This window comes from Gordonia sp. VNK21 (genome assembly GCF_046098115.1).
GTDB lineage: Bacteria > Actinomycetota > Actinomycetes > Mycobacteriales > Mycobacteriaceae > Gordonia.
The window spans coordinates 14,587-36,396 of sequence record NZ_JBJURU010000011.1 but is presented as its reverse complement, the minus strand read 5'-3'; the positions used below and the strand labels follow the sequence as shown (position 1 = coordinate 36,396).

Annotated in this window: 23 protein-coding genes; 11 read left to right on the top strand and 12 right to left on the bottom strand. The window is 69.5% G+C overall.

Going from position 1 to position 21,810, the window contains the following annotated elements:
• From ACJMNC_RS13095 to ACJMNC_RS13085, 3 genes are all read right to left on the bottom strand, one after another.
• Positions 1 to 613, bottom strand: a 613-nt coding sequence (locus ACJMNC_RS13095; RefSeq protein ID WP_408948397.1) for a lysophospholipase, incomplete at its 3' end; no start/stop codon positions are given.
• A gap of 49 nt (positions 614 to 662) precedes the next feature.
• The gene (gene aqpZ / locus ACJMNC_RS13090; RefSeq protein WP_408948396.1) at positions 663 to 1,427 is read right to left on the bottom strand and encodes an aquaporin Z; all 765 of its coding nucleotides are present in this window, start codon (positions 1,425 to 1,427) and stop codon (positions 663 to 665) included.
• A 50-nt stretch (positions 1,428 to 1,477) separates the two neighbouring features.
• Positions 1,478 to 1,882 (bottom strand): hypothetical protein, encoded by a 405-nt coding sequence (locus tag ACJMNC_RS13085; protein ID WP_408948555.1) that lies wholly within the window; start codon positions 1,880 to 1,882, stop codon positions 1,478 to 1,480.
• 113 nt (positions 1,883 to 1,995) lie between these two features.
• Between ACJMNC_RS13085 and ACJMNC_RS13080 the strand changes: the two genes are divergently transcribed.
• The 4 genes from ACJMNC_RS13080 to ACJMNC_RS13065 are packed head-to-tail and all read left to right on the top strand — an operon-like array spanning position 1,996 to position 5,510.
• A complete protein-coding gene (locus ACJMNC_RS13080) occupies positions 1,996 to 2,967 on the top strand; it encodes a pirin family protein (RefSeq protein WP_408948395.1) in 972 nt (323 codons plus the stop codon).
• Entirely contained in the window at positions 2,964 to 3,419 is a 456-nt protein-coding gene (locus ACJMNC_RS13075; RefSeq protein WP_408948394.1) for a MarR family winged helix-turn-helix transcriptional regulator, read from the top strand. Before ACJMNC_RS13080 ends, ACJMNC_RS13075 begins: the two co-directional genes overlap by 4 nt.
• Positions 3,416 to 4,153 carry a pirin family protein gene (locus ACJMNC_RS13070; protein ID WP_408948393.1) on the top strand — a complete coding sequence of 246 codons (738 nt, stop codon included), beginning with the start codon at positions 3,416 to 3,418 and terminating at the stop codon, positions 4,151 to 4,153. The genes ACJMNC_RS13075 and ACJMNC_RS13070 overlap by 4 nt, the downstream gene beginning before the upstream one ends.
• Before the next feature lie 22 nt (positions 4,154 to 4,175).
• Complete coding sequence (locus ACJMNC_RS13065; protein WP_408948392.1) at positions 4,176 to 5,510, top strand: dipeptidase; 1,335 nt, start codon at positions 4,176 to 4,178, stop codon at positions 5,508 to 5,510.
• On the opposite strand, the gene ACJMNC_RS13060 is transcribed toward ACJMNC_RS13065, so the two are convergent.
• The 5 genes from ACJMNC_RS13060 to ACJMNC_RS13040 form a co-directional block, all read right to left on the bottom strand.
• Positions 5,504 to 6,562: a hypothetical protein gene (locus ACJMNC_RS13060; RefSeq protein WP_408948391.1), complete on the bottom strand. Its 1,059-nt coding sequence runs from the start codon at positions 6,560 to 6,562 to the stop codon at positions 5,504 to 5,506. The two genes, ACJMNC_RS13065 and ACJMNC_RS13060, sit on opposite strands and share 7 nt — an antisense overlap.
• Positions 6,563 to 6,729: 167 nt before the next feature.
• Positions 6,730 to 7,572, bottom strand: coding sequence for an N-acetylmuramoyl-L-alanine amidase (locus tag ACJMNC_RS13055; RefSeq protein WP_408948390.1), 843 nt, complete (start codon positions 7,570 to 7,572; stop codon positions 6,730 to 6,732).
• The gene (locus tag ACJMNC_RS13050; protein ID WP_408948389.1) at positions 7,569 to 9,095 is read right to left on the bottom strand and encodes a protein kinase domain-containing protein; all 1,527 of its coding nucleotides are present in this window, start codon (positions 9,093 to 9,095) and stop codon (positions 7,569 to 7,571) included. The genes ACJMNC_RS13055 and ACJMNC_RS13050 overlap by 4 nt, the downstream gene beginning before the upstream one ends.
• Positions 9,096 to 9,197: 102 nt before the next feature.
• Complete coding sequence (locus tag ACJMNC_RS13045; protein ID WP_408948388.1) at positions 9,198 to 10,643, bottom strand: serine/threonine-protein kinase; 1,446 nt, start codon at positions 10,641 to 10,643, stop codon at positions 9,198 to 9,200.
• 55 nt (positions 10,644 to 10,698) lie between these two features.
• On the bottom strand, positions 10,699 to 11,385 hold the full coding sequence (locus tag ACJMNC_RS13040; protein ID WP_408948387.1) for a TetR family transcriptional regulator: 687 nt from the start codon (positions 11,383 to 11,385) through the stop codon (positions 10,699 to 10,701).
• Between the two features lie 126 nt (positions 11,386 to 11,511).
• Between ACJMNC_RS13040 and ACJMNC_RS13035 the strand changes: the two genes are divergently transcribed.
• The 5 genes from ACJMNC_RS13035 (at position 11,512) to ACJMNC_RS13015 (ending at position 16,463) form a co-directional block, all read left to right on the top strand.
• On the top strand, positions 11,512 to 12,588 hold the full coding sequence (locus ACJMNC_RS13035) for a ferredoxin reductase (protein WP_408948386.1): 1,077 nt from the start codon (positions 11,512 to 11,514) through the stop codon (positions 12,586 to 12,588).
• 2 nt (positions 12,589 to 12,590) lie between these two features.
• The gene (locus tag ACJMNC_RS13030) at positions 12,591 to 13,775 is read left to right on the top strand and encodes a fatty acid desaturase family protein (RefSeq protein ID WP_408948385.1); all 1,185 of its coding nucleotides are present in this window, start codon (positions 12,591 to 12,593) and stop codon (positions 13,773 to 13,775) included.
• Positions 13,776 to 13,802: 27 nt separating this feature from the next.
• On the top strand, positions 13,803 to 14,048 hold the full coding sequence (locus ACJMNC_RS13025; protein ID WP_408948384.1) for a hypothetical protein: 246 nt from the start codon (positions 13,803 to 13,805) through the stop codon (positions 14,046 to 14,048).
• 5 nt (positions 14,049 to 14,053) lie between these two features.
• Positions 14,054 to 15,883, top strand: coding sequence for a DNA helicase RecQ (gene recQ, locus ACJMNC_RS13020; protein WP_408948383.1), 1,830 nt, complete (start codon positions 14,054 to 14,056; stop codon positions 15,881 to 15,883).
• An 82-nt stretch (positions 15,884 to 15,965) separates the two neighbouring features.
• Complete coding sequence (locus tag ACJMNC_RS13015; protein ID WP_408948554.1) at positions 15,966 to 16,463, top strand: DUF4395 domain-containing protein; 498 nt, start codon at positions 15,966 to 15,968, stop codon at positions 16,461 to 16,463.
• Here the strand turns inward: ACJMNC_RS13015 and efeU are convergent.
• The gene (gene efeU, locus ACJMNC_RS13010) at positions 16,426 to 17,322 is read right to left on the bottom strand and encodes an iron uptake transporter permease EfeU (RefSeq protein WP_408948382.1); all 897 of its coding nucleotides are present in this window, start codon (positions 17,320 to 17,322) and stop codon (positions 16,426 to 16,428) included. The genes ACJMNC_RS13015 and efeU overlap by 38 nt on opposite strands.
• 239 nt (positions 17,323 to 17,561) lie before the next feature.
• On the opposite strand from efeU, the gene ACJMNC_RS13005 reads away from it, so the two are divergent.
• Positions 17,562 to 18,260 (top strand): metal-dependent transcriptional regulator, encoded by a 699-nt coding sequence (locus tag ACJMNC_RS13005; protein ID WP_408948381.1) that lies wholly within the window; start codon positions 17,562 to 17,564, stop codon positions 18,258 to 18,260.
• A complete protein-coding gene (locus ACJMNC_RS13000; RefSeq protein ID WP_408948380.1) occupies positions 18,257 to 19,648 on the top strand; it encodes an ATP-binding protein in 1,392 nt (463 codons plus the stop codon). Before ACJMNC_RS13005 ends, ACJMNC_RS13000 begins: the two co-directional genes overlap by 4 nt.
• Before the next feature lie 15 nt (positions 19,649 to 19,663).
• On the opposite strand, the gene ACJMNC_RS12995 is transcribed toward ACJMNC_RS13000, so the two are convergent.
• From ACJMNC_RS12995 to ACJMNC_RS12985, 3 genes are read right to left on the bottom strand one after another with little or no spacing between them, the layout of a single operon-like run.
• Positions 19,664 to 20,341 (bottom strand): response regulator transcription factor, encoded by a 678-nt coding sequence (locus ACJMNC_RS12995; protein WP_408948379.1) that lies wholly within the window; start codon positions 20,339 to 20,341, stop codon positions 19,664 to 19,666.
• Between the two features lie 10 nt (positions 20,342 to 20,351).
• Positions 20,352 to 21,290, bottom strand: coding sequence for an exopolyphosphatase (locus ACJMNC_RS12990; RefSeq protein ID WP_408948378.1), 939 nt, complete (start codon positions 21,288 to 21,290; stop codon positions 20,352 to 20,354).
• Entirely contained in the window at positions 21,287 to 21,808 is a 522-nt protein-coding gene (locus tag ACJMNC_RS12985) for a DUF501 domain-containing protein (RefSeq protein ID WP_408948377.1), read from the bottom strand. The genes ACJMNC_RS12990 and ACJMNC_RS12985 overlap by 4 nt, the downstream gene beginning before the upstream one ends.
• Positions 21,809 to 21,810: the final 2 nt, after the last annotated feature.

The window sequence follows — 21,810 nt, the reverse complement described above, 5'->3', positions numbered from 1 at the left end:
CGGGGAAGGTGTTCATCTCCGCGACCAGGGCCCCGCCCAGTCCGGCGGGGATCTTGCCGTGCCAGCCCAGCGGGTCGGCCTCGTAGGCGGCCACCACCTCCGGGTCGCGGCTCAGTGCGGCCGCCGAGAGGTCGGCCGACGGTATCCGCGGCAGCAGCCGGCCGACGATCGGCGCGGCCGCCACCAGCAGCGGCGGCATGTCCTCACCGGGCACCAGCGCCGGACCGGACAGCACCAGGCCGTCGACCTGGTCCTGGTGGTCGAGTGTGTAACTCAGGGCGATGGCCCCGCCCATCGAGTGCCCGAGCAGGAAGACCGGCAGCCCGCCGGTGCCGACCGCCGAGATCACCCGGCCCAGATCGTCGGTGAAGTCGGAGAAGTCGTGCACATCGCGCGGGGTCCCGGTGGATCGGCCGTGACCGGCGTGATCGGGCGCCACCACCAGGTAGCCGGCGTCGGTGAGCCGGCGCACCACCTCCGTGTACCGCCCGGCGTGCTCGCCGAGACCGTGCACCAGGAAGACCACGCCCACCGCGTCACCGTCGGGTTCGTGAACGTCGTAGACGATGGTGCGGCCCCGGGTGCCGCGCAGTGTACGAGTCTGACTCTTCACCGGCCGATACTCCACTCTTGCGTTGGATACTGCAGTCGGTGCCAGTGTCTCACGATTCGTCGGCGGCCTTCGCGAACGGGAAGCGCTCCCACAGCAGCGGGAAGATCAGGCCACCGATGAGTCCGCCGACCAACGGCGCCAGCCAGAACACCCACAGCTGTCCCGGCGCGCCGTTGCCGTTGTAGAAGGCCACGCCGGTCGAGCGGGCCGGATTCACCGAGGTGTTGGAGATGGGGATGGAGATCAGGTGAATCAGGGTGAGCGCGAAGCCGATCGCGATGCCGGCGAAGCCCTTCGGGGCACGGCCGTGCGTGGCGCCGAGGATGATGATGACGAAGAACGCGGTCAGGATGATCTCGGCGAGCAGCACCGAACCGAGCGCGTAGCCGTTCGGGGAGTGATCACCGTAGCCGTTGGCGGCCATGTTGCCGGTGGCCTCGAATCCGTCCTTGCCACTGGCGATCAGGTAGATCGCACCGCCGGCGAGCAGACCGCCGACCACCTGTGAGATCCAGTATCCGGGAACGTCTTTCCAGGCGATCCGGCCGGCCACGGCCGCCCCGAGCGACACCGCCGGGTTGAAGTGGCCGCCGGAGATGTGACCGACGGCGTAGACCATGGTCAGGACGGTCAGACCGAAGGCCAGGGCGACGCCGGCGAAGCCGATGCCCATCTGGATGGGGGTCGCACCGTCGTCGGTCAGCACCTTGGCGGCGAAAACGGCACTGCCGCAACCGCCGAAGACCAGCCAGAAGGTGCCGAAGAGTTCAGCGAGATAGCGGGCGGGGATCGAATCGTTCTCGTTCTGGGTCATCTGCGCCTCCTACGATGGATCGGTTCCGACGTCCCCACCGTAGCGGCGCGTCAGCTGTGCGACCCGCCGAATCCCAGGAATCCGATCACCCCGCGGCTCACCTCGCGGCCGGCGGATTCGAGTGCGCCGAGCGGCCGCAGGGCCAGTTCGGCGACGCCCACCAGAGATTCCACCCGGTCGACGACCAGTTCCAGACGGCCCACCACCGCACCCATCCGCGCCACGGTCTCGTCCACCGAGTTCAGCGAGGTCCCCAGATGGTCGAGGGAGGCCTCGAGTTTGACGATGGTGTTGTCCAGATCGCCCATGGTGCCGCTCATTCCAGCGAGCACCGGGCCGATCTCGCTGAGGATCGACTCCATCTGGTCGACGGTCTGGTCGGCGTTCATGGCGGCCTGCGCGAGCTTGCGCAGCCGTTGCCGTTCTCGGGGCGAGCCCTCACCGGGGGCGTACATAGCCATAACACGGATTATGACGTCTGTCGTTGTCAGATGCGGGGAATAGGACAGGTTGACGCCGCGTTGTGACTGCTGAAATACTTCAAATCTGAAGCAATTAAGGAGGCAACATGCCTGCCATCACCGCCGACACGCTCACCCTGCCCCGGGTGAGCCCCGCCCGTCCCGAGGACGTCGAACGGCGTGTCGTCTCGCTGACCACCGGCCCGCGCGGCTACGAGGGCGAGGGATTTCCGGTGGTCCGCGCCTTCGCCGGGGTCCCGGCCGCCGCCCTGGACCCGTTTGTGCACATGGATCAGATGGGCGAGGTGGAGTACCAGCCCGGCGAACCCCGCGGCACCGACTGGCACCCGCACCGCGGCTTCGAGACGGTCACCTACATGATCGACGGCCGGTTCGAGCACCAGGACTCCACCGGTGGCGGAGGGCTGATCGAGAACGGCGCCACCCAGTGGATGACCGCGGGCGCGGGCATCCTGCACATCGAGACCCCGCCGGCCGAGCTCGTCGAATCCGGCGGCGCCTTCCACGGCATCCAGCTGTGGGTGAACCTGCCGGCCAAGGACAAGTTCCTCACCCCGAAGTATCAGAATCTGGAGGGCCCGCAAGCCGCACTGCTCACCAGCGACGACGCCGGCGCCCTGGTCCGGGTGATCGCCGGGGGCATCGACGGCCACACCGGTCCCGGCGCCACCCACACCCCGATCACCTTCGCCCACGCGAGCATCGCCCCCGGCGCCGCCCTGTCGGTGCCGTGGCGGCCCGACTTCAACGCCCTGGTCTACGTGCTCTCCGGCCGCGGCACCGTCGGCGCCGAAGGCCGCCCCATCGCGGGTGGACAGCTGGCCGTGCTCGGCACCGGCGACCGGATCACCGTGACCGCCGACGCCGGCCAGGACGCACACCGGCCGGCCATGGAGGTGCTGCTGCTGGGCGGGCAGCCGATCCGCGAACCGGTGGTCCAGTACGGACCGTTCGTGATGAACACCCGCCAGCAACTCGTCGAGGCGATCGAAGACTTCCAGGCGGGCCGGCTCGGCGTCGTGCCGCCGAACGCCCTGATGCCGCACGTGCCGCGGTGAGCGCCGCCGATCCGCGTGAGGAGGCCTGGCGCAGGTTCATCGAGACCTCCACCCGGCTCTCCACCGCGGTCGACGAGCAGCTTCGCTGCGATGCCGGGATGTCGCTGGCCGACTATCACGTCCTGCTGCTGCTCACCGAGGCGCCGCAGCACCGGCTGCGCATGAAGGAGCTGTCCGAGCGGATGGTCTTCTCCGCCTCCCGCCTGACCTACCAGATCGATGTGCTCTGCCGGCGCGGCTGGGTCCGCCGCGAGCGCGCCGCCGCCGACCGGCGCGGCTCCTTCGCGGTCCTCACCGACGAGGGGGCGTCGGCCTTCGCCGACGCCGCCGTCGGCCATCTGGCCCAGGTGCAGCGACTGTTCATCGAGGCCTTCACCGCGCAGGAGGGCCGTACCCTGACCGGCCTGCTGGCCCGCCTCGATGCCCATCTCGACCAGAAGGAGCAGCAATGACCACGCTGCAGGTGATCCCCGCCGCCGACCGCCTGCACTGGGCCAACGCATGGCTCAGCTCCCGGCAGTCGTTCCCGGCGACCGGCAACTACGACCTGTTCGGCAACGCCCACGGGGTTCTGCTGGTGCACAACGACGATGTGGTCGACGCCGGCGAAGGCCTCGACACCCACCAGCACCAGAACATGGAGATCCTCACCTGGGTGGTGGACGGGGCTGTGCGCCACCGTGATTCCGGCGGCCGGGAGGGCGTGCTCACGCCCGGAACGCTGGGCCGGATGCGGGCCGGGACCGGTATCGCCCACTCGGAGGGCAATGCCGCGAGCCGCGCCGAGGGCACTGCGCTGCGGGTGATCCAGATGTGGGTGGCCCCGCACGCCGACGGGCTGCCGCCCGATCAGACCGAGGCCGACTTCACCGCCGCCCTCGCCGCCGGCGAGCCGGTGGTGGTCGCCTCCGGGCGGGCCGAGCACGCCGGCAGCGGGGCGCTGGACATCGCGAACCGCTATGCGGCGCTGCACATCGCGCGTCCGCCTGCCGGCCGCACCGTCACCCTGCCGGGCGCTCCCTTCGGTCACCTCTTCGTGACCGGAGGCAGCGTCACCGTCGACGGCGCCGGAACTCTCGGTGAGGGCGACGCTCTGCGCACCACCGATGCCGGCCCGCTGACCGTGACCGCCGATCGCGACGCCGAACTTCTGTACTGGGAGATGCACGCGAGCTTCGACCGGTGAGCCGGCGTGCCATGCTGAGTGCATGAGCGATGCAGAACTGAGCAGCCGAGTCACCGGCCTGATGGGCCGTGCCCGGGCCGATCTGGCCGAGGCCGTCGCCTTCGCCTCGGTGCACAACGACCCGTCCGCGGCACAGGCGTGCATCGACAGCGCCGAGTGGGTGGCCCGGGCGTTCACCGAGGCCGGGATTCCCGCGGAGGTCGTCGTCACCTCCGACGGATCGCGGGCGGTCGTCGGACATCGGCCCGCGCCGCCGGGCGGGCGCACCGTGGCGCTCTACAGTCATCACGACGTTCAGCCCGCCGGCGACCGATCGCTGTGGCAGTCGGCCCCGTTCACGCTCACCGAGCGTGACGGCCGGTGGTACGGCCGGGGCGCCGCCGACTGCAAAGGCAATCTGGTGGCCCACCTGACCGCGCTGCGGGCGGTCGGCGACGAGCTCGGCTGCGGGATCCGGGTGATCGTGGAGGGTTCCGAGGAGGCCGGTGGTGCCGGTCTCGACGATCTGGTGCGGCAGCGCCCGGAACTCTTCGACGCCGATCTGATCCTGATCACCGACACCGGCAACATCGAGGCCGGCGTGCCGACGCTGACCACCAGCCTGCGCGGCGTGGTGAATGTGAAGGTCACCGTGCGCGCCCTGGAGACCGCCGTGCATTCCGGCCAGTTCGGCGGTGCGGCACCGGATGCGATGGCCGCACTGATCGCCGCCCTGGCCACCCTGCGCAACGCCGACGGCGACACCACCATCGAGGGTCTGAGCACCGAAGCGGAGTGGTCCGGCGCCGAATACCCCATCGACCGGTTCCGCGCCGACGCGGGCGTGCTGCCCGGCGTCTGGGTGCTCGGCAACGGCACCCCCGCCGACATGACCTGGTCGCGGCCGGCGGTGACGGTCATCGGGATCGACGCCCCGGGCACCGCCGAGGCGGGCAATGCGATCGTTCCGGAGGCCTCGGCCATGCTGAATCTGCGGATCCCGCCGGGCCTGGCACCGGAGACCGCGTACGAGGCGCTGGCCGGCCAGTTGCAGCGCAGCGTGCCCTGGCACTGCCACGTGGAGATCGACCGGGATGCGATGGGCGCGCCGTTCGCGGCCCGCACCGACGGCCCCGGCTACCAGTTGCTGTCCGCCGCGCTCGAGCGCGCCTACGACGGCGCCCGCGTGGTGCAGTCCGGTCAGGGCGGTTCCATCCCGCTGTGCACGGTGCTCGCCGAGACCGTGCCGGAGGCGGAGATCGCCCTGCTCGGCGTGGAGGAGCCGCAGTGCCGGATCCACGCGCCCGACGAGAGCGTCGACCCCGAGGAGATCCGGCGCACCGCCACGGCGATCGCGCTGCTGCTCGCCGCCTACTGAGCCGCCGGACGCACCTGGGCGGCGGGTGCGGGCTGCACCTGCGCGGCCGGGTCCGGTTCGGCGGTCTCCGGCTGGGCCGCTTGCGGCTGCTGGGCTTGCGGCTGGGCCTCTTCCGGCTGGGCCTGCTCGGGTTCGGGTTTCGCGTTCTGAGCCGCGGTGGGCACGCCGACGCAGGTTCCGGCCGGGAGCTTGCCCAGGTTGCTCAGCACCCACTTGCCGAGCCGGTCGAGCATGGCGGTGCCGTCGCCCAGGCTCCCGCTCGCCGGTTCGGCCGCCAGTGAGACGCCCAGCGTGCCGCGCGGGGTGGTGATCACCGCCAGCTGGCGGACCACGTACTTGCCGGTGGCGTCCGATCGCGGGCCCCAGCCCCCTTTGACCGCCGAGGTCACCCCGCGGGTCTTCGGTTTGGCCACGCCCCACTGCTGATTGCCGCCGACCCGGCCCATCAGGCCCAGCACCTCGCTGCTGCCCGGGACACACGGCAGGTTGGCCGCGAAGATCGACTGGCTGGTGAGTTTCCAGTCGGTGTATCCGGGGAAGCTCGGCGGAGAGTCGAGCTGCGAGGAGACACGCGTGATCGAGTCGTGGCCGTCCCGGAGCACTCCGGTCACCGCGGTCACCGCGGCCCGGTTGCCGCCGAGCGAGGCCCACAGGGCTTCGGCGGCGTCGTTGTCGGACAGGGTGATCGCCTTGATCTGCTGAGGACGCACCTCCGTGCCGTTGCGGCGCTGGGCGGCGATCGAGACCGGCACCTTGAGGGTGGACCACGCCCGCGCGGATTTCAGCGAGCCGAACGAGAGCGCCGAGTCGCCGCCGCCGGCGGTGATCGCAATGCCGATCCGTCCCGGGTTCTTCTTGGCCATCGACGACGAGAGCTTCTTGAAGCTCTTGTTCAGCTGTGCCTTGGAGGCGGGCGGTTGCCCCAGACTGCCGTTGGGCAGGGCCGGCAACGCCGGCAGCGGTACGGCACCGGCCGCGCCCGCCCCGAGCACCGTGCCGACGACGACCGCCGCCGTACCGAAGGTGACCAGCCCACGTCGAAGCGCTTTCACACAAACCCCTTTAGTCACACCATTAACAAGAGTCACACTAAGCGAGGGTGTGGGGGCAGCCAACACCGGCAGGGAATTCGAGCGGACAGTGTTGCCAGGTCGTGACCGAAATCCGGAGCAATCCGGCAAAGCGCCATCGCCACCGCCTCGTCGAGGCTCGTCGCGAATCAGCGGCAGGTGTTCGGCACGGCGTCCTTGATTCCGGCAGCCAACCCCTGGGCGTACGTTTCAACACCCGCAGCGCCAATCGGTGTCGAACCGCCACCAGCGGCAGTACCGAATTCGCTGTAGACCCACGGCACCTTGTCCGAGATCAGCGAGATCACAGGGATATTGCCTCCCCACAGCGGCGCGCGGCCGTCGAAGCTGTTATCGGTCACACTCACCTCCCGGCCTTCGGCCCCGGTTCGCGCCGACGCAATGGCGGCGGCGTACTTCTGGCTCTTCTTAGCGACCGCTGCGTCTTCGAAGGTGACGGTGTGCGGGGCACCGTCAGCACCGGTTCCTGAGCGATACAGTCCGACCCTTTGGACGAAGATCCGATGATCGTTCGTGTAGGTGTGAATGCTGACGCCGATGTCAGCGCCGGCTTTCTCCGCACGCGTCACCCGTTCCCGGTACGTCACGTCGCTCGCCGCCGTCGGCTTCACGATGACGACCTTGTAGCCCGAAGCCTCCAGATCCGTCTTTACCGCAGTGGCCACGTCCACGGCATCGCGGTCTTCGGCACCGTTGGGATAGTCGCGCATCAAAACGCCTGTGACAGGGTCGAACTCATTGGTCTCGACCGCATTGTGACCGGGATCGAGCGCGACGACGGGCGCCGGGCAACCGCGGCCCGTCGTTGCACCGGTCGAACTGTCGACCGTCGACGATTCAGGCGCAGACGGCGTCACATAGACGGTCTCCGTCGCGGAATTCGCACGTGAACCACTTTCCGGATCACTGCAACCCACGGTCGCGGCCCCGATCAGTCCGCACGCGGCGATGATTCCGATGCCCCTGATCATGAGCGCGGGTACACGTAGACGACAGCGTTACCGGAGATGCCGCCGACGCACTTCCAGAGCGGCCTCCGCGCACCGTCCTGAGCAGCTCTGCACCTCACGCTCTGCAGGTCGCCGCCTTTGCTAGGTGCAGTGATGGTTTGCTCGACGGACCTGCTCGCCGGGACCGGACGGTTGTTGAGCGCGTTGCCGACCCCCGTGGCGAACACACAACTGGTTTCGCCCCCGTCGGACCGTGTCCCCACGAACACCGCCTGCGAAACGCCGTAGCCGCAGTTCATGCTGTGGTCTATCTGCAACCCGGTTCCGAGCGGCAGTTCGCTCTGCGGCTCCGGCGCAGCCGTCGTCGTGACCGTCTGCGGCGCTTCTTCTGCTCGGCCGTTATCCTGCGGCGTCGCCGCATCGGATGTGGTCGCGGATTCCGCGGGCGACGTCGACTCGGCTGCCACCGCGGCTTCTCCGGACTCGGAGTCCCGTCCGCTCACGATGAAAACGATCGCGACGACAGCCGCGGCCACGATAAGCACGGCCAGGGTCGCCAGAATCGGCACCAGCGCACTGTTCCTGGCGTGCCCCGACGACTGCGCCTGCTGGACTGGCTGACTCGGATCTATGAACGCCGGCCTTCCGACCTCAGGGGACGGGCCAACAGGTGCATCCGATGGGTAGTCGGGTCCCCCGACCACTGTCTTCGGCATCGGGGGTACTGCCCCGGGCGCGATCATCGTGGGTGCCGATGTGCCGTTCTGCAGCGCCCCTTCCGCCGCCCGAGCGAACTCTCCCGCGGTTGAGAATCGCCGTGCCGGATCGATGTCGAGACCTCGACTGATCACCCCGTCGAGCGCGGCCGGGATGCCTTGGCGAACAGAGCTCGCCGGGCGGGTTCCGCCGAGGACGACCGACCTCACGATCTCGCTGACGGTACCGCCACTGTGTGCGGCCACTCCGGTGACGAGTTCGTACAGAACCGCGGACAGCGCGTAGATATCGGAGGCAGGCGTAGCGGGCTTCCCGTCGAACTGCTCGGGTGCCATGTATCGCGTGGAACCGACGGTCGTGCCGGTTTGGGTGAGCCGGGTGTCGGCTTCGGACCCTTGCCTGGCGATACCGAAATCCACCAGGTAGACGAAGTCGTCGACCGTGAGCAGAACGTTTGCGGGCTTCACATCGCGGTGAACGATGTCGGCGGAGTGCGCCGCGTCCAGCGCCGCGGCGACCTGCTTGATGACGCCCACCGCACGGCGGGGATCCATCGGCCCCTGGTTCTGGAGGACAGACCCGAGGTCTTCGCCGTTGACCAGGCGCATGTCGAGATACAGAGTCCCGTCGATCTCGCCGTAGTCGTGAATGGGAATGATGTGCGGCTCTCCCAGCCTCGCCACCACTTGGCACTCGCGGCGGAACCGGCGGGCAAAGGTCCCGTCGTCGTGACCCGTGCCGCCGAGGATCTTCAGCGCCACCTCGCGGTCGCGTTGACTGTCGTAGGCCCGATAGACCTCGCCCATCCCGCCGCGACCCAGCAGCACGTCTAGGCGATATGGACCGAACGTCGTACCGACCCGAGGTCTCGACGATTGCCCCACACGGCCGTCTGAACTCAACGGTCGCCTCCTTCCTGCAGTCCGAAATCAGTAGATATGTACCACGGCGTTGTCGCCCCCAGTGCAGACGATCATTCGTCCGGATGGCATGCAGGCCATCTCGTATTCCCTGTGGGTGACCGGGCTGGTCGCCCGCACCGTGCGCGCTTGTCCCCACGGCCCCGAACTCGCATACGCCGCACGCACCGCCGCCGCGAACGGGCATGTCGTTTCTGCGGTGCCCACGCCCTCGTAGGTGCTGCACGGGCTCGAACCGGGCGGCGGCGCTGCCGGCGTACTGCTGATGGGAGTGATGGTGCTGGTGATCGTCGTCGTCGACGACGGTCCGGCCGCGGTCTTCTGGTCCGAGCCGGAGTCGCGGAAGCCGAAGTAGTAGATGCCGAGTCCGGCCAGGGCCAGCACCAGCAGCGCGATCAGTCCCACCAGGACCCATTGCGTGCCGTTGCCCTTCGGTTCGGGCGGAGGCGCGGCCGGCGGGTAGCCGACCGGATACACCGGACCGCTCGGCGGCACCGGCCCCGAACCGTAGCCCAGCGGTTGCGAGATCGCCGGCCGGCCGACGGTGGTCGGGTCGTAGGCGGGGCCGCCGGCGCCGGTGGCGAACGGAACCGTGGGACCGGCCGGAGCCGCCCCGGTCAGCGCCGACCGGGCCGCGGCCGCCAGCTCGCCGGCCGAGGCGAAACGCTGCTGCGGGTCCTTGGCCAGACCGCGGGCCAGCACCGGATCGAGGGCGGCCGGCACCGCCGGGTTCAGGCTGCTCGGAGGAGGCACGTCGTTGAGCACCACCGCCCGCACGATGGAACTGACCGACTCCCCGGGATGCGGGGTGCGGCCGGTGAGCATCTGGAAGAGCACCGCCGCGAGGGCGTAGACGTCCGACGCCGGCGAGACGGGTGCATCGTCGAACTGCTCGGGCGCCATATAGGCCATCGAGCCGATCGCGGTGCCGGTGCGGGTCAGGTGCACGTCGGCGGCCTGGTGCACCAGGCCGAAATCCACCAGGTAGGCGAAGCGGTTCGCGGTGACCAGGATGTTCTCCGGCTTCACGTCGCGGTGCACCAGACCTGCGGTGTGTGCGGCGTCGAGCGCCTGCGCCACCTGTTCGGCGAAGGCCACCGCCTCGTCGGCCGGCAGCGGGCCGGACTGTTCGAGCAACCCCCGCAGCGTCTGCCCCTCCACCAGGCGCATGTCCAGGTAGAGCGTCCCGTCGATCTCCCCGAAGTCGTGGATCGGGATGATGTGCGGTTCACCGAGCCGGGCCACCGTCTGGCATTCCCGGCGGAACCGCTCGGCGAAGGTGCCGTCGTCCACGGCGCGCTGGCTCAGCAGCTTGAGCGCCACCTCGCGGTCGCGCTGAGTGTCGTAGGCGCGATACACCTCACCCATGCCGCCGCGTCCGAGCAGCGCGTCGAGCCGATACGGCCCGAACTGCGCGCCGATCCGTCCGTCCGCGCCGGAACCGGCCTCCGTCATGGCGCCTCCCGTTCGTCGTCATCGCTCGATCCTCCCCCCGGGCCACCGACATTCGTCAGTTTCCGGGCCGCCACTGCCCCATGCCGAGGAAGACCATGGCGAGCTGTTTCTCGGCGCGCGCGACCAGCGCGCGCTCGGTGGCCTGCCGGCCGTCGCCGTCGAGCAGTTCGGCCACGGTGGTCATGAACACCGCCACGATCAGCTCGGCGGCCACCTCCAGGTCGTCGGAGTCCCATTCGGCCAGCGCCGGCACCCGCGCCAGGTCGATGGCCAGTTCCCGGGCGAACAGCCGCAGCTCGGTGTTGATCGCGCGCCGGACCTCGGCCACCCCGCCGTGCTGCTCGCGGATCAGGAAGCGAAACTTGGCCTCGTCGGCGTGCACGTGACGTAGCAGGGTGGCGATGGACTCGCGGGCGGTGGGCATCCCCCGGCCGGCCAGATCGCGGCGGCCCTCGCGCAGTGCCCGGCGCAGCACCCGCATGGAGTCCTCTACCAGCGTCACCCCCAGGTCCTCCATGGAGGCGAAGTGCCGGTAGAAGGCGGTCGGCACGATGCCGGCGCCGCGGGCCACCTCGCGCAGCGAGATGCTGCCGAAGGAACGCTCGTCCACCAGGTCCACGGTCGTGTCGAGCAGCGCCTGCCGCGTCTGTTCCTTCTTCTCGGCCCGCACGCCCTTGTCGTCGGACCGACCGCGCCGCGACGACCGGCGCGAAGTACCTGCTGAATCGGTCGACGGGGTCACACCGAGCAGTCTAATCGGTGACCGCCGACACACCTGATCTCCTTGCGATCCCGCGCCCGCATGTGTCATCGTTCTTAGTGTACAGCCGTTCACTGAAAGCCCGCACACGGCCGAAGGAGGAGATCGATGGCCTCACGTCTGAAATCTCTCGTCACCAGTCTCGTCGAAGCCACCGCCACCCCCTACCCGGTGGACCGCTACCTCGAGTTCGTCTCCCCGATGCTCACCTGGCGCGAACACCGCGCACAGATCACCCATGTCACCCGCCGCACCGACCGCACCGTTACCGTGCACCTGCAGCCCACGCGCGGCTGGGACGGCCACGTTGCCGGACAATACATCGAGGTCAGCGTGATTATCGATGGCGTCCGGCACCGCCGCTACTTCTCCCCGGCCGGAGCCGAGAAGGACCGCGGACAGATCGAGCTGACCGTCACCGCCCATGACGGCGGCTTCGTCTCCACGCACCTGCGCGAGAACGCGGCGGTCGGCGACGTACTGACCATCTCGGCCGCCGCGGGCGAGTTCACCCTGCCCGCGATCCGCCCCGCTTCGGTGGTCCTCGTCAGCGGTGGAAGTGGCATTACACCCGTAATCTCAATGCTGCGTACACTGGTCGCTGAACACTACGACGGGCCGATCGACTTCGTGCACTACGCCCGCACCGAGGCCGACCTGGCGTACCGCGTCGAACTCGAGGCGATCGCCCGCACCGTGCCGAATGTGCGGCTGCACCTGCACTACACCCGCACCGACGCCGACGGCCGGTTCACCGACGAGCATCTCGCCGCCCTCACCGGCGCCGGCGACGCCGAGATCTTCCTCTGCGGCCCGTCGTCGCTGATGTCGGCCGTCCGCGACTACGCCGACCGCGCCGGCCTGACCGGACGACTGCACAGCGAGGCGTTCACCGTCGACACGGCGCCGGTGCTCGACCCGAACGAGCCGGTCACCGGCACTGTCGCGTTCACCGCCTCGGGAACCGAGGCGCCCAACGACGGCCGCACCCTTCTCGAGCAGGCCGAGAACGCCGGCCTGAACCCCGAGTTCGGCTGCCGCATGGGCATCTGCTTCTCCTGCACCAAGGTCCGCACGTCGGGCTGCACCCGCAACATCCTGACCGGGGAACTCGACTCCGAGCCCGATCAGCACATCCAGATCTGTGTCAACGCCCCCGTCGGCGACGTCGAAATCGAGGTTTGATCATGGCCGTCAACATCAGCGAATACTTCCGCAGCGCACCGGCTCCGGCCGCCGCACCGGAGAAGATCACCGAGGTCACCCTGACCGCCGAGCAGGTCGAGCAGCTCGGCCGTGAGCTCGATGAACTCAGACAGCGCATCGTCGCCGACCTGGGACAGTCCGATCGCGACTACATCTACGGCATCATCGGCGCCCAGCGGAAGCTGGAGTTCGCCGGCCGGGCGATGATGTTCGCCCCGTTCATCCCGCCGGTCTGGCTGGCCGGAGTGGCCTCCCTGGGACTCGCCAAGATCCTCGACAACATGGAGATCGGCCACAACGTGATGCACGGCCAGTACGACTGGATGCGCGAGGACACGTACAACTCGCGTGAATTCGACTGGGACAACGTGGTGCCCGGCGAGCAGTGGAAGCACAGCCACAACTACCTGCATCACACCTTCACCAACATCGTCGGCGAGGACCGCGACGTGGGCTACGGCATCCTGCGGATGGACCGGGACCAGAAGTGGAACCCCTACTTCCTGGGCAACCTGGGGTACGCGACCGCCCTGATGCTGCTGTTCGAGTGGGGCGTCATGCTCCACGACCTCGAGGCCGAGAACGTGATCGCCGGCAGACGCAAGTGGTCGGACATCAAGGGTCTGCTGCGCGGCATGTGGCGCAAGGCCAGCCGCCAGGTGGCCAAGGACTACGTGATCTGGCCGGCGCTGACCGGGCCGTTCTTCGTCTCCACCCTGGTCGGCAACGCCGGCGCCAACCTGATCCGCAACCTCTGGGCCTTCTCGATCATCTTCTGCGGCCACTTCCCCACCGGCGCGCAGACCTTTGCCGCCGAGGACTGCCAGAACGAGACCCGCGGCGAGTGGTACCTGCGCCAGATGCTCGGCTCGGCGAACATCGACGGCACCCCGCTCTTCCACATCATGAGCGGCAACCTGTCGCACCAGATCGAGCACCACCTGTTCCCGGACGTGCCGGCCAACCGCTACCCGGAGATGGCGGTGGAGGTCCGCGAGCTCTGCCACAAGTACGGCCTGCCGTACAACACCGGCTCGCTGCGCGGCCAGCTCGGCTCCACCTGGAAGAAGATCGCCAAGCTCTCGCTGCCGAACTGGATGACCCGCGACGACAACGACCTGGTGGTCAACATCGAGCGGAGCGGCAGCGCCACCGAGGCCGCCTGACCCGCGCGGACGGGTAGAGTCGCCCCCATGGTGGGACGTCTGGAACGCAACAAGGATCTGCTGCAGGTCGCGGTGGAGAACACCGCGACCCGGGTCGGCTCGATCGCGTCCATCATCACCACCGCGGTCGCCGACGTGGCCCGCGAGATCGGTGAGCTGGTGACCGACGGATTCGAGATGCGCGATGCGGCGCGGGCCGCCCGGCACGCCGAGGTGGAACGCGCCGTCGACCCGGTGGAGCAGGAGAAGCTGCCCGACGACGAACAGCACTGAGCGCCGTGCCCGACCAGTACGAGGTGCTGCGGAAGGTCTTCGGCTACACCGACTTCCGCGGTGATCAGGAACAGATCATCCGCCAGGTCGTCGACGGCGGCGACGCCGTGGTGCTGATGCCCACCGGCGGCGGCAAATCGCTCTGCTATCAGGTGCCGGCGCTGGTGCGCGAGGGCTGCGCGATCGTCGTCTCCCCACTGATCGCGCTGATGGCCGACCAGGTGGGCGCGCTGCGCCAGCTCGGGGTGAGCGCGGCCTATCTGAACTCCACCCAGCTGCCCGAGGAGCGCGCCGAGGTGGAACGCGCCTTCCTGTCCGGGCAGCTGGACCTGCTGTACGTGGCACCGGAGCGGCTCAGCCAGCCGGCCACCCGGCAGTTACTCGGCCGCGGCACCATCGCGCTGATCGCCATCGACGAGGCGCACTGCGTCTCCCAGTGGGGTCACGACTTCCGGCCCGACTATCTGGCTCTCGGCGAGCTGGCCGAGCTGTGGCCGCAGGTGCCGCGGATCGCGCTGACGGCAACGGCCACCGAGCGCACCCACACGGAGATCACCGAGCGGCTGCACCTGGAGAACGCCCGGCACTTCGTCGCCAGCTTCGACCGGCCCAACATCAGCTACCGGATCGAACCGAAGGACAGGGTGCAGCAGCAGCTGCTCGAGTTCATCCGCGCCGAGGGCTTCGCCGGCGACACCGCACTCACCGGCATCGTCTATGCGCTCAGCCGCAACAGCGTCGAGAAGATCGCACAGTTCCTGTGCGCCAACGGGATCGACGCCATGCCCTATCACGCCGGCCTGGACGCGCAGGTACGCGAACGCACCCTGCGCCGGTTCCTGCGCGAGGACGGCGTGGTGGTGGTCGCGACCATCGCCTTCGGGATGGGGATCGACAAACCCGATGTGCGTTTCGTGGCGCACGTCGACCTGCCCAAGAGCGTGGAGGGCTACTACCAGGAGACCGGCCGCGCCGGGCGCGACGGACTGCCGTCGGTGGCGTGGATGGCCTACGGCCTGGCCGACGTGGTCCAGCAGCGCCGGCTGATCGACATGTCCGACGGCGACCAGGCTCACCGGATGGCGCAGGGGCGGCTGCTCGACGCCATGCTGGCGCTGTGCGAGACGGCCACCTGCCGGCGGGTGCAGCTGCTGCGCTACTTCGGGCAGGAGATCGAGCCCTGCGGCAACTGCGACACCTGCCTGAACCCGCCGGCCACCTGGGACGGGACGGTGGCTTCGCAGAAGGTGCTCAGCACCGTGTGGCGGCTGGACCGCGAATGGAACGGCCAGCGTTACGGCGCCGGCCATCTGATCGACATCCTGCTCGGCAGGTCGAATCAGCGGATCGAGCAGTTCGGGCACGACCGGCTCTCCACCTACGGTATCGGCACCGAGCTCGACGCCAACGCCTGGAAGGGCGTCATCCGGCAGCTGATCGCGCAGGGCCTGCTGGCCCCGCACGGCGACTACGGGGTGCTCACCCTGACGGAGGCCTCGGCTGCCGTGCTCGGCGGCCGGCAGACCGTGATCCTGCGCGAGGAGGCGAAGCGGGTGCGGTCCCGGTCGTCGTCGGGCGCCAAACGGACCGCCACCGAACTGTCCGGCGAGGACGGCGCCCTGTTCGAGGCGCTGCGCCGCTGGCGGGCGGCCGTGGCCAAGGAGGCCGACGCTCCGGCGTACACGGTCTTCGCCAACAAGACCCTCGAAGCCCTGGCCCAGGTGCGTCCGGGCAGCCTCGACGAGCTGCTCACCGTCTCCGGGATCGGACAGGCCAAGGCCGACAAGTACGGCGAGGCCGTACTGGCGGTGATCGCCGACTTCGACGCAGCGTGAGCCCAACCCTCGTCGGCGCGGCGGGCGCTCTCTAGACTCGGGAAACGTGAGCCAGTCTCTGTTCTCCCAGGCCGATACGTCGATCACCGTCGACGCCTCCGCACCGGCCACCGGCTGGCGCCGGGCCTTCGTCTTCCCGAATCCGGTGAACGACTACGCCGCGCGCTCGACCGCCGGGCTGGTGATCGTGCTGGCCGTCGCGGCGATCGCGGTGAACCAGTGGTGGCTCTACGCCGTGCTGGCGGCCGGCTTCGCTCTGCGCGTGGCCGGCGGGCCGCGGTATTCGCCGTTCGGCAGGCTGGCGGTGCACGTGATCGTGCCGCAGGTGTGGAAGAAGGAGAAGCTCGTTGCCGGACCGCCGAAGCGCTTCGCTCAGGCGGTGGGGCTGGCCTTCTCCGGCACCGCCCTGATCCTGTCGCTGACCGGGCTGGGCCTGGCCGCGCAGATCGTCACCGGCGCCCTGGTGGTCGCCGCCTTCCTCGAGTTCGCGTTCGGGCTCTGCCTGGGCTGCGTGGCCTTCGGCTACCTGCAGAAGGCCGGGATCATCCCGTCCACCGTCTGCGTGGACTGCGCCCGCTGAGAACCGGCGCCGGATGCCGCTTGCGGCCGCGCAGCAGGAAGACGGGCGTGACCACCGCCAGATACAGCAACCAGACGATCACCTGCAGCCAGGTCGGGGTTGCCGGGATGTTGAAGATCCCGGTGAGGATGGAGCCGTACCAGAACGACGGATCGTAGGAACCGCTGATGTCGTAGGCGATGGCGTCGGGCCCCGGCAGCCAGCCGTACTCCTGCAGCGCGTGCACACCGTGCGCCAGGATGCCGGCGGCGACCACGATCAGGAACAGCCCTGTGTAGGTGAAGAACTTGCCGAAGTCGATGCGCACCGCGCCGTAGTAGAGCAGGGCGGTCACCAGCGCCGCGATCAGAAAGCCCAGCAGCAGCCCGATCAGCGGCCACACCCCGCCTGAGGTGCTCTCGGCGTAGCCGACCATCAGCAGCGCCGTCTCCGCACCTTCGCGTCCCACCGCCAGGAAGGCGAGGGAGAAGATCGCGGCGCTGCCGATCTCGAGGGCCTCGGCCAGCCCCGATTTGAGGTCGCCGGACATGTGGTCGGCGGCCTTGCGGAGCCAGATGAGCATGTAGGTGACGATGCCGACCGCGGCCAGTGAGGCCACCCCTTCGATGAGTTCGGCGGTGCGTCCGGAGATGGTGGACGTGCCGAGCTGCAGGACGACGAAGGTGCCGAGGGTCAGGGCGATGGCGGCGGCGACGCCGGCCCAGATCCATTTGAGCGCGTCGGTCCGGCCCGATTTGGTGGCGAAGGCGATCAGCACCATCACCACCACCCCGGCTTCGAGGCCTTCGCGAACCCCGATCAGGGTGCTGCCGAGCATCTGACTGATGATCGACCCGGTGCCTTCCGCGAGCACGAGCATCTCTGCCGGTTCCTGCCGTTCATCCGTGGTGATCGCGAGTGCGACGCCTGCCTCGCGTCACAGTAGTACCGCCCGGCCCGCGAACCTGTCCGAAGTGTCCGAGAACACGTCGCCGCCGGACGCCCGGATCCCGCGTCCCGGCAATGCTTAACCGCTGCTTAAGGCCGCTACCAGCGCCTCTGGAAACCCAGTACCGTGCAGCCAATGCAGAGGTGGACGCGAATCGGGGGTGCCTGCCGATGGCCACGGTGACGCCCACCGCCGGCGCCTTTCTCCGCATCATCTACCAGCTCCGGGAAGACGGCATCCCGGTGCGCCGCGCCCGCATCAGCGAACGTCTGGGGTTGTCCCGTCCGACGGTCACCCAGACCGTCAACCGCATGGTCGGCAGCGGTCTGGTGCAGTTCGGGACCGGCCGGTACCGCAACCTCGAACTCACCGAGCTCGGGGAACGGGAGGCGATCGTCCTGGTCCGCCGCCACCGGCTCGCCGAACGGCTGCTGACCGACGTCCTGCACCTGTCCGCCCATCAGGCACATCTGCAGGCCGCCAAGTGGGACACCCTGATCGACGCCGCCACCGAGCAGGCCATCATCGAGCGGCTCGACGATCCGCGCCGCTCCCCGTGGGGCAATCCGGTGCCCGGGCTCGACGAACTCGGCATCGACGTCGGCGGCGAGGGACAGCGCGAGCCGGTGTGCCTGACGCACCTGGGTCCGCCCGGCTCCACCGTCCGGGCCACCGTGCACTCGATCTCCGAGGAGGCGCAGGACGACGCCGAGCTCGCCTCCGGACTCGTGCGCGCCGGCATCGTGCCCGGGGCGGCCGTCGACGTCTCGATCACCGATGAGGACTACCAGCTCGTCGGCTTGACCCGGTTCGACATCCCGGCAACGCTGGGTCACGTGATCAAGATCGACGTTGCGCCCGGAGAATGAGCGCTGACGGCACTCCGGCGCCCCGACGGGTCCGGACTGTCCGCTTCCAGTTGACCCTGGTCTCCTCCCTGCTCGTGGCGGTGGCGCTCACCATCGCCGGGGTGTCGATGGCCGTGGTGCTGCACCATCTGCTGACCCGCTCGGCCGACACCGCCGGCACCGACCGTGCGCAGCAGATCGCCGATTCGCTCACCGCCGGCGGCCTGAGCGCGGTGAGTCCGGCGATGCTCATGCCCGCCGGCGACATCGACGTCATCCAGGTGATCGACGGCGACGGCACCGTGCTGCGCAGTTCGTCGACGGCCGTCGACGACGCCCTGGCCAACCCGACCGCCCCCGGCGTGCTCGAGCACGTGTCGGCCGGCCCGGCCGGCGGCGACTACCGTTCCACGGTGCTCGGCGCCGCCACCCCCGACGACGGCGACCTGACCGTGGTGGTCGCCTTCCAGTCCCGCCCCATCGACCAGACGGTGATCACCGTGATCACCATGTGCTGCTTGGTCTTTCCGGTGGTCGTGCTGATCGTCGGCCTGCTCACCTACCGTTTCGCCTCCCGGGCGCTGCAGTCCGTGGAGGACATCCGCGCCGAGGCCGCCGAGATCACCGGCGGCGACCTGTCCCGCCGGCTGCCGGTCCCCGAGGCCGACGACGAGATCGCCGCGCTGGCCACCACCATGAACGAGATGCTCGCCCGGGTCGAGCGGGCGCGGGCCGAGCAGTCGCAGTTCGTCAACGACGCCTCCCACGAGCTGAACAGTCCGCTCACCTCGATTCTGGGCATCGTCGAATTCGCCGCCGGCACCGATGCCGGCATCGACGCCGACACGGTGCGCACCCTGCTGCTGCCGGAGTCGCTGCAGTTGCAGCAGCTCGTCGCCGACCTGCTGTTCCTGGCCCGCGCGGACGAGCACGGCGTGCCCAAGTCGGAGACGGAGATCGACCTCGACGACATCGTCGGCGGGGAGGTGAGCCGGCTGCGCCGGACCACCACGCTGCGGGTGGATGCCGACATCGCGGCGGCGCGGATCCGCGGCGACCATGCGCAGCTCACGCGGGCGCTGCGGAACCTGGCCGACAACGCCGTCGTGCACGCCGACTCGGCGGTCGCCGTGACGATGGCGGTCGACGAGGAGCGGCGTGAGGTGACGGTCTCGGTGTCCGACGACGGCCCCGGTATCCCGGAGGCGGACCGCGAGCGGGTCTTCGAACGGTTCGTGCGACTCGACGACGCCCGTGAACGCCGGACCGGCGGTTCGGGGCTGGGACTGGCGATCGTCACCGAAATCGCTCAGGCGCACGGCGGTTCGGTGCGGGTGGCCCCCACCGCGTCCGGCACCACCATGCTGCTCACCCTGCCGATCAGTGACACCCCGCGCACCTTCGGCTGAGCCTGTCAGCGGCCGTCAGCCGCCGTCCGGGTCCAGCCGGTAGCCGACGCCGCGCACCGTCTGGATCGCCTGGCGGCCGAAGGGCACGTCCACCCGCTGGCGCAGATAGCTCACGTAGACCTCGACGATCTTGTCCGAGCCGGAGAAGCCGTCCTCCCAGACGGCGTCGACGATCGTGGCCCGGGTGAGCGCGAGGCCCTTGTTGCGCACCAGGTATTCGAGGACGGCGAATTCGCGCGGGGTCAGGTCCAGCACGGTGTCACCGCGCCGCGCCAGGTGGGCGGCGGGGTCCACCGTCAGATCGCCGGCGGTCAGTGCGGCCGGCCGTTCCGGCGCCCCGCGGCGGGCCAGCGCCCGCAGCCGGGCCAGCAGCACGACGAACGAGAACGGTTTGGTCAGATAGTCGTCGGCGCCGAAGTCGAGGGCCTCGGCCTGGTCGTATTCGCCGTCCTTGGCGGTGAGCATCAGCACCGGCGTCCAGACCTGCAGTCGGCGCAGGTCCCGGACCACCTCGTAGCCGTTGCGGCCGGGCATCATGATGTCGAGGACGATCACGTCGTAGGTGTGCCCGGCGAGCCGGTCGAGGGCGCTGATCCCGTCGTGCACCACGTCGACGTTCCAGCCTTCGGAGACGAGGATCCGCCGTACCGTCTCGGCGATCTTCTCGTCGTCGTCGGCCAGCAGGATCCTCATCGCGGCGCCGTCACGTCGACGAGAGCAGACCGAGCGCGATGCCGTCGAGGATGTCGTGTTCGGAGACCACGAGTTCGGTGATGCCTGCGCGCCGGGAGAATTCGTCGGCGAGCGCGGCGGTGACCAGCGCCCCGCCGCCGATCACGTCCACCCGGCCCGGGTGCATGACGCCCATGCCGGCGCGTTCGGCGCGGGTGGCCGCGAGCAGCTGGGCGCAAATGCGCTGCACGTCGGTCAGCGCGTGCCGGGACAGGTGGATCCGCTCGGAGTCGTAGATGTCCAGGCCCAGGTTGATGGCGCCGATGGTGGTGAGGGTGCCGGCCACGCCCACCCAGGTGCGCGCCTGTTCCACCGGCACGGCCTCGAAGGCCGGTGCCAGCTGCTGGGCCACAAAGGTTTTCGCGGCGGCGATCTCGTCGTCGGTGGGCGGATCGGAGTGCAGATCGTGTTCGGTCAGGCGCACGCAGCCGATGTTCGCCGAGAACGCCGCCCGGTCCATCACCACTTCGGTGCTGCCCCCGCCGAGGTCGGTCACCACGAACGGCCCTTCGGCCGGGTCGAGCTGGCCGACGGCGCCGAGGAACGAGAGGGCTGCTTCCTCCTGCCCGCTGATCACTTCGGCGACGGCCCCGGGGACGATCTCGCCGAGCAGGTCGGCGGTCATGGCGAAGAACTCGTCCCGGTTGCCGGCGTCCCGGGTGGCCGAGGTGGCGACCATCCGGACGCGTTGCACGCCATGGTCTTTCATCGCCTGCACGTAGCCGGCCAGCGCCTCGCGGGTGCGTTCGATGGCTTCCGGAGCGAACTGTCCGGTGGCGTCGACGCCCTGGCCCAGGCGCACGATCACCATGTCGCGCACCACGTCGGTCAGGCCGCCGCCGGGGGCCGGGTCGGCGATGAGCAGCCGGATGGAGTTGGTGCCGCAGTCGACGGCGCCGACGCGGGTCATTCGGTCTCCGGGGCCGGCGCGTGCAGCGGCCAGTCGGCCGGGACGGCGATGCCGCGCAGCTTCTCCTGGTCGGCGAGCAGGGCGACGGCCTCGTCGCCGAGCGGGTTCACGCCGGGCCCTTTGGCGAGCGAGTGCGCCACCAGCACGTGCAGGCATTTGACCCGGTCGGGCATGCCGCCGCCGGTGAAGTCGGTGCCGAGCGATTCGATGGCGTTGCGTTCGGCCAGATAGCTTTCGTGGGCGGCGCGGTAGCCGTCGGCGAGTTTCTGGTTGAAGGCCAGCCGGCCGGTCATCTCCCGCATCACGCCGCCGGATTCGAGCCGGCTGCACGCGGAGGTGAGCCGCGGATCGGTGAGGTAGTACAGGGTGGGGAACGGGGTGCCGTCGGGCAGCCGCGGAGCGGTCTTGACCACGGCGGGCCGGCCGTCGGGGGTGGTGTAGCTGATCTCCAGGACGCCGCGGGGCTCCCGGCCCAGCTGTTCGGCGACCACCTTCAGTTGTTCTTCGCTGGCGCTCACGC

Coding starts and splice junctions, on each gene's coding strand:
- ACJMNC_RS13030 (WP_408948385.1), top strand. CDS start 12,591: ATGGCCGTCAACATCAGCGAATACTTCCGCAGCGCACCGGCTCCGGCC.
- ACJMNC_RS13035 (WP_408948386.1), top strand. CDS start 11,512: ATGGCCTCACGTCTGAAATCTCTCGTCACCAGTCTCGTCGAAGCCACC.
- ACJMNC_RS13025 (WP_408948384.1), top strand. CDS start 13,803: ATGGTGGGACGTCTGGAACGCAACAAGGATCTGCTGCAGGTCGCGGTG.
- efeU (WP_408948382.1), bottom strand. CDS start 17,322: ATGCTCGTGCTCGCGGAAGGCACCGGGTCGATCATCAGTCAGATGCTC.
- ACJMNC_RS13005 (WP_408948381.1), top strand. CDS start 17,562: ATGGCCACGGTGACGCCCACCGCCGGCGCCTTTCTCCGCATCATCTAC.
- ACJMNC_RS13065 (WP_408948392.1), top strand. CDS start 4,176: ATGAGCGATGCAGAACTGAGCAGCCGAGTCACCGGCCTGATGGGCCGT.
- ACJMNC_RS13085 (WP_408948555.1), bottom strand. CDS start 1,882: ATGTACGCCCCCGGTGAGGGCTCGCCCCGAGAACGGCAACGGCTGCGC.
- ACJMNC_RS13080 (WP_408948395.1), top strand. CDS start 1,996: ATGCCTGCCATCACCGCCGACACGCTCACCCTGCCCCGGGTGAGCCCC.
- ACJMNC_RS13055 (WP_408948390.1), bottom strand. CDS start 7,572: ATGATCAGGGGCATCGGAATCATCGCCGCGTGCGGACTGATCGGGGCC.
- ACJMNC_RS13045 (WP_408948388.1), bottom strand. CDS start 10,643: ATGACGGAGGCCGGTTCCGGCGCGGACGGACGGATCGGCGCGCAGTTC.
- ACJMNC_RS13070 (WP_408948393.1), top strand. CDS start 3,416: ATGACCACGCTGCAGGTGATCCCCGCCGCCGACCGCCTGCACTGGGCC.
- ACJMNC_RS12995 (WP_408948379.1), bottom strand. CDS start 20,341: ATGAGGATCCTGCTGGCCGACGACGACGAGAAGATCGCCGAGACGGTA.
- ACJMNC_RS12990 (WP_408948378.1), bottom strand. CDS start 21,290: ATGACCCGCGTCGGCGCCGTCGACTGCGGCACCAACTCCATCCGGCTG.
- aqpZ (WP_408948396.1), bottom strand. CDS start 1,427: ATGACCCAGAACGAGAACGATTCGATCCCCGCCCGCTATCTCGCTGAA.
- ACJMNC_RS13000 (WP_408948380.1), top strand. CDS start 18,257: ATGAGCGCTGACGGCACTCCGGCGCCCCGACGGGTCCGGACTGTCCGC.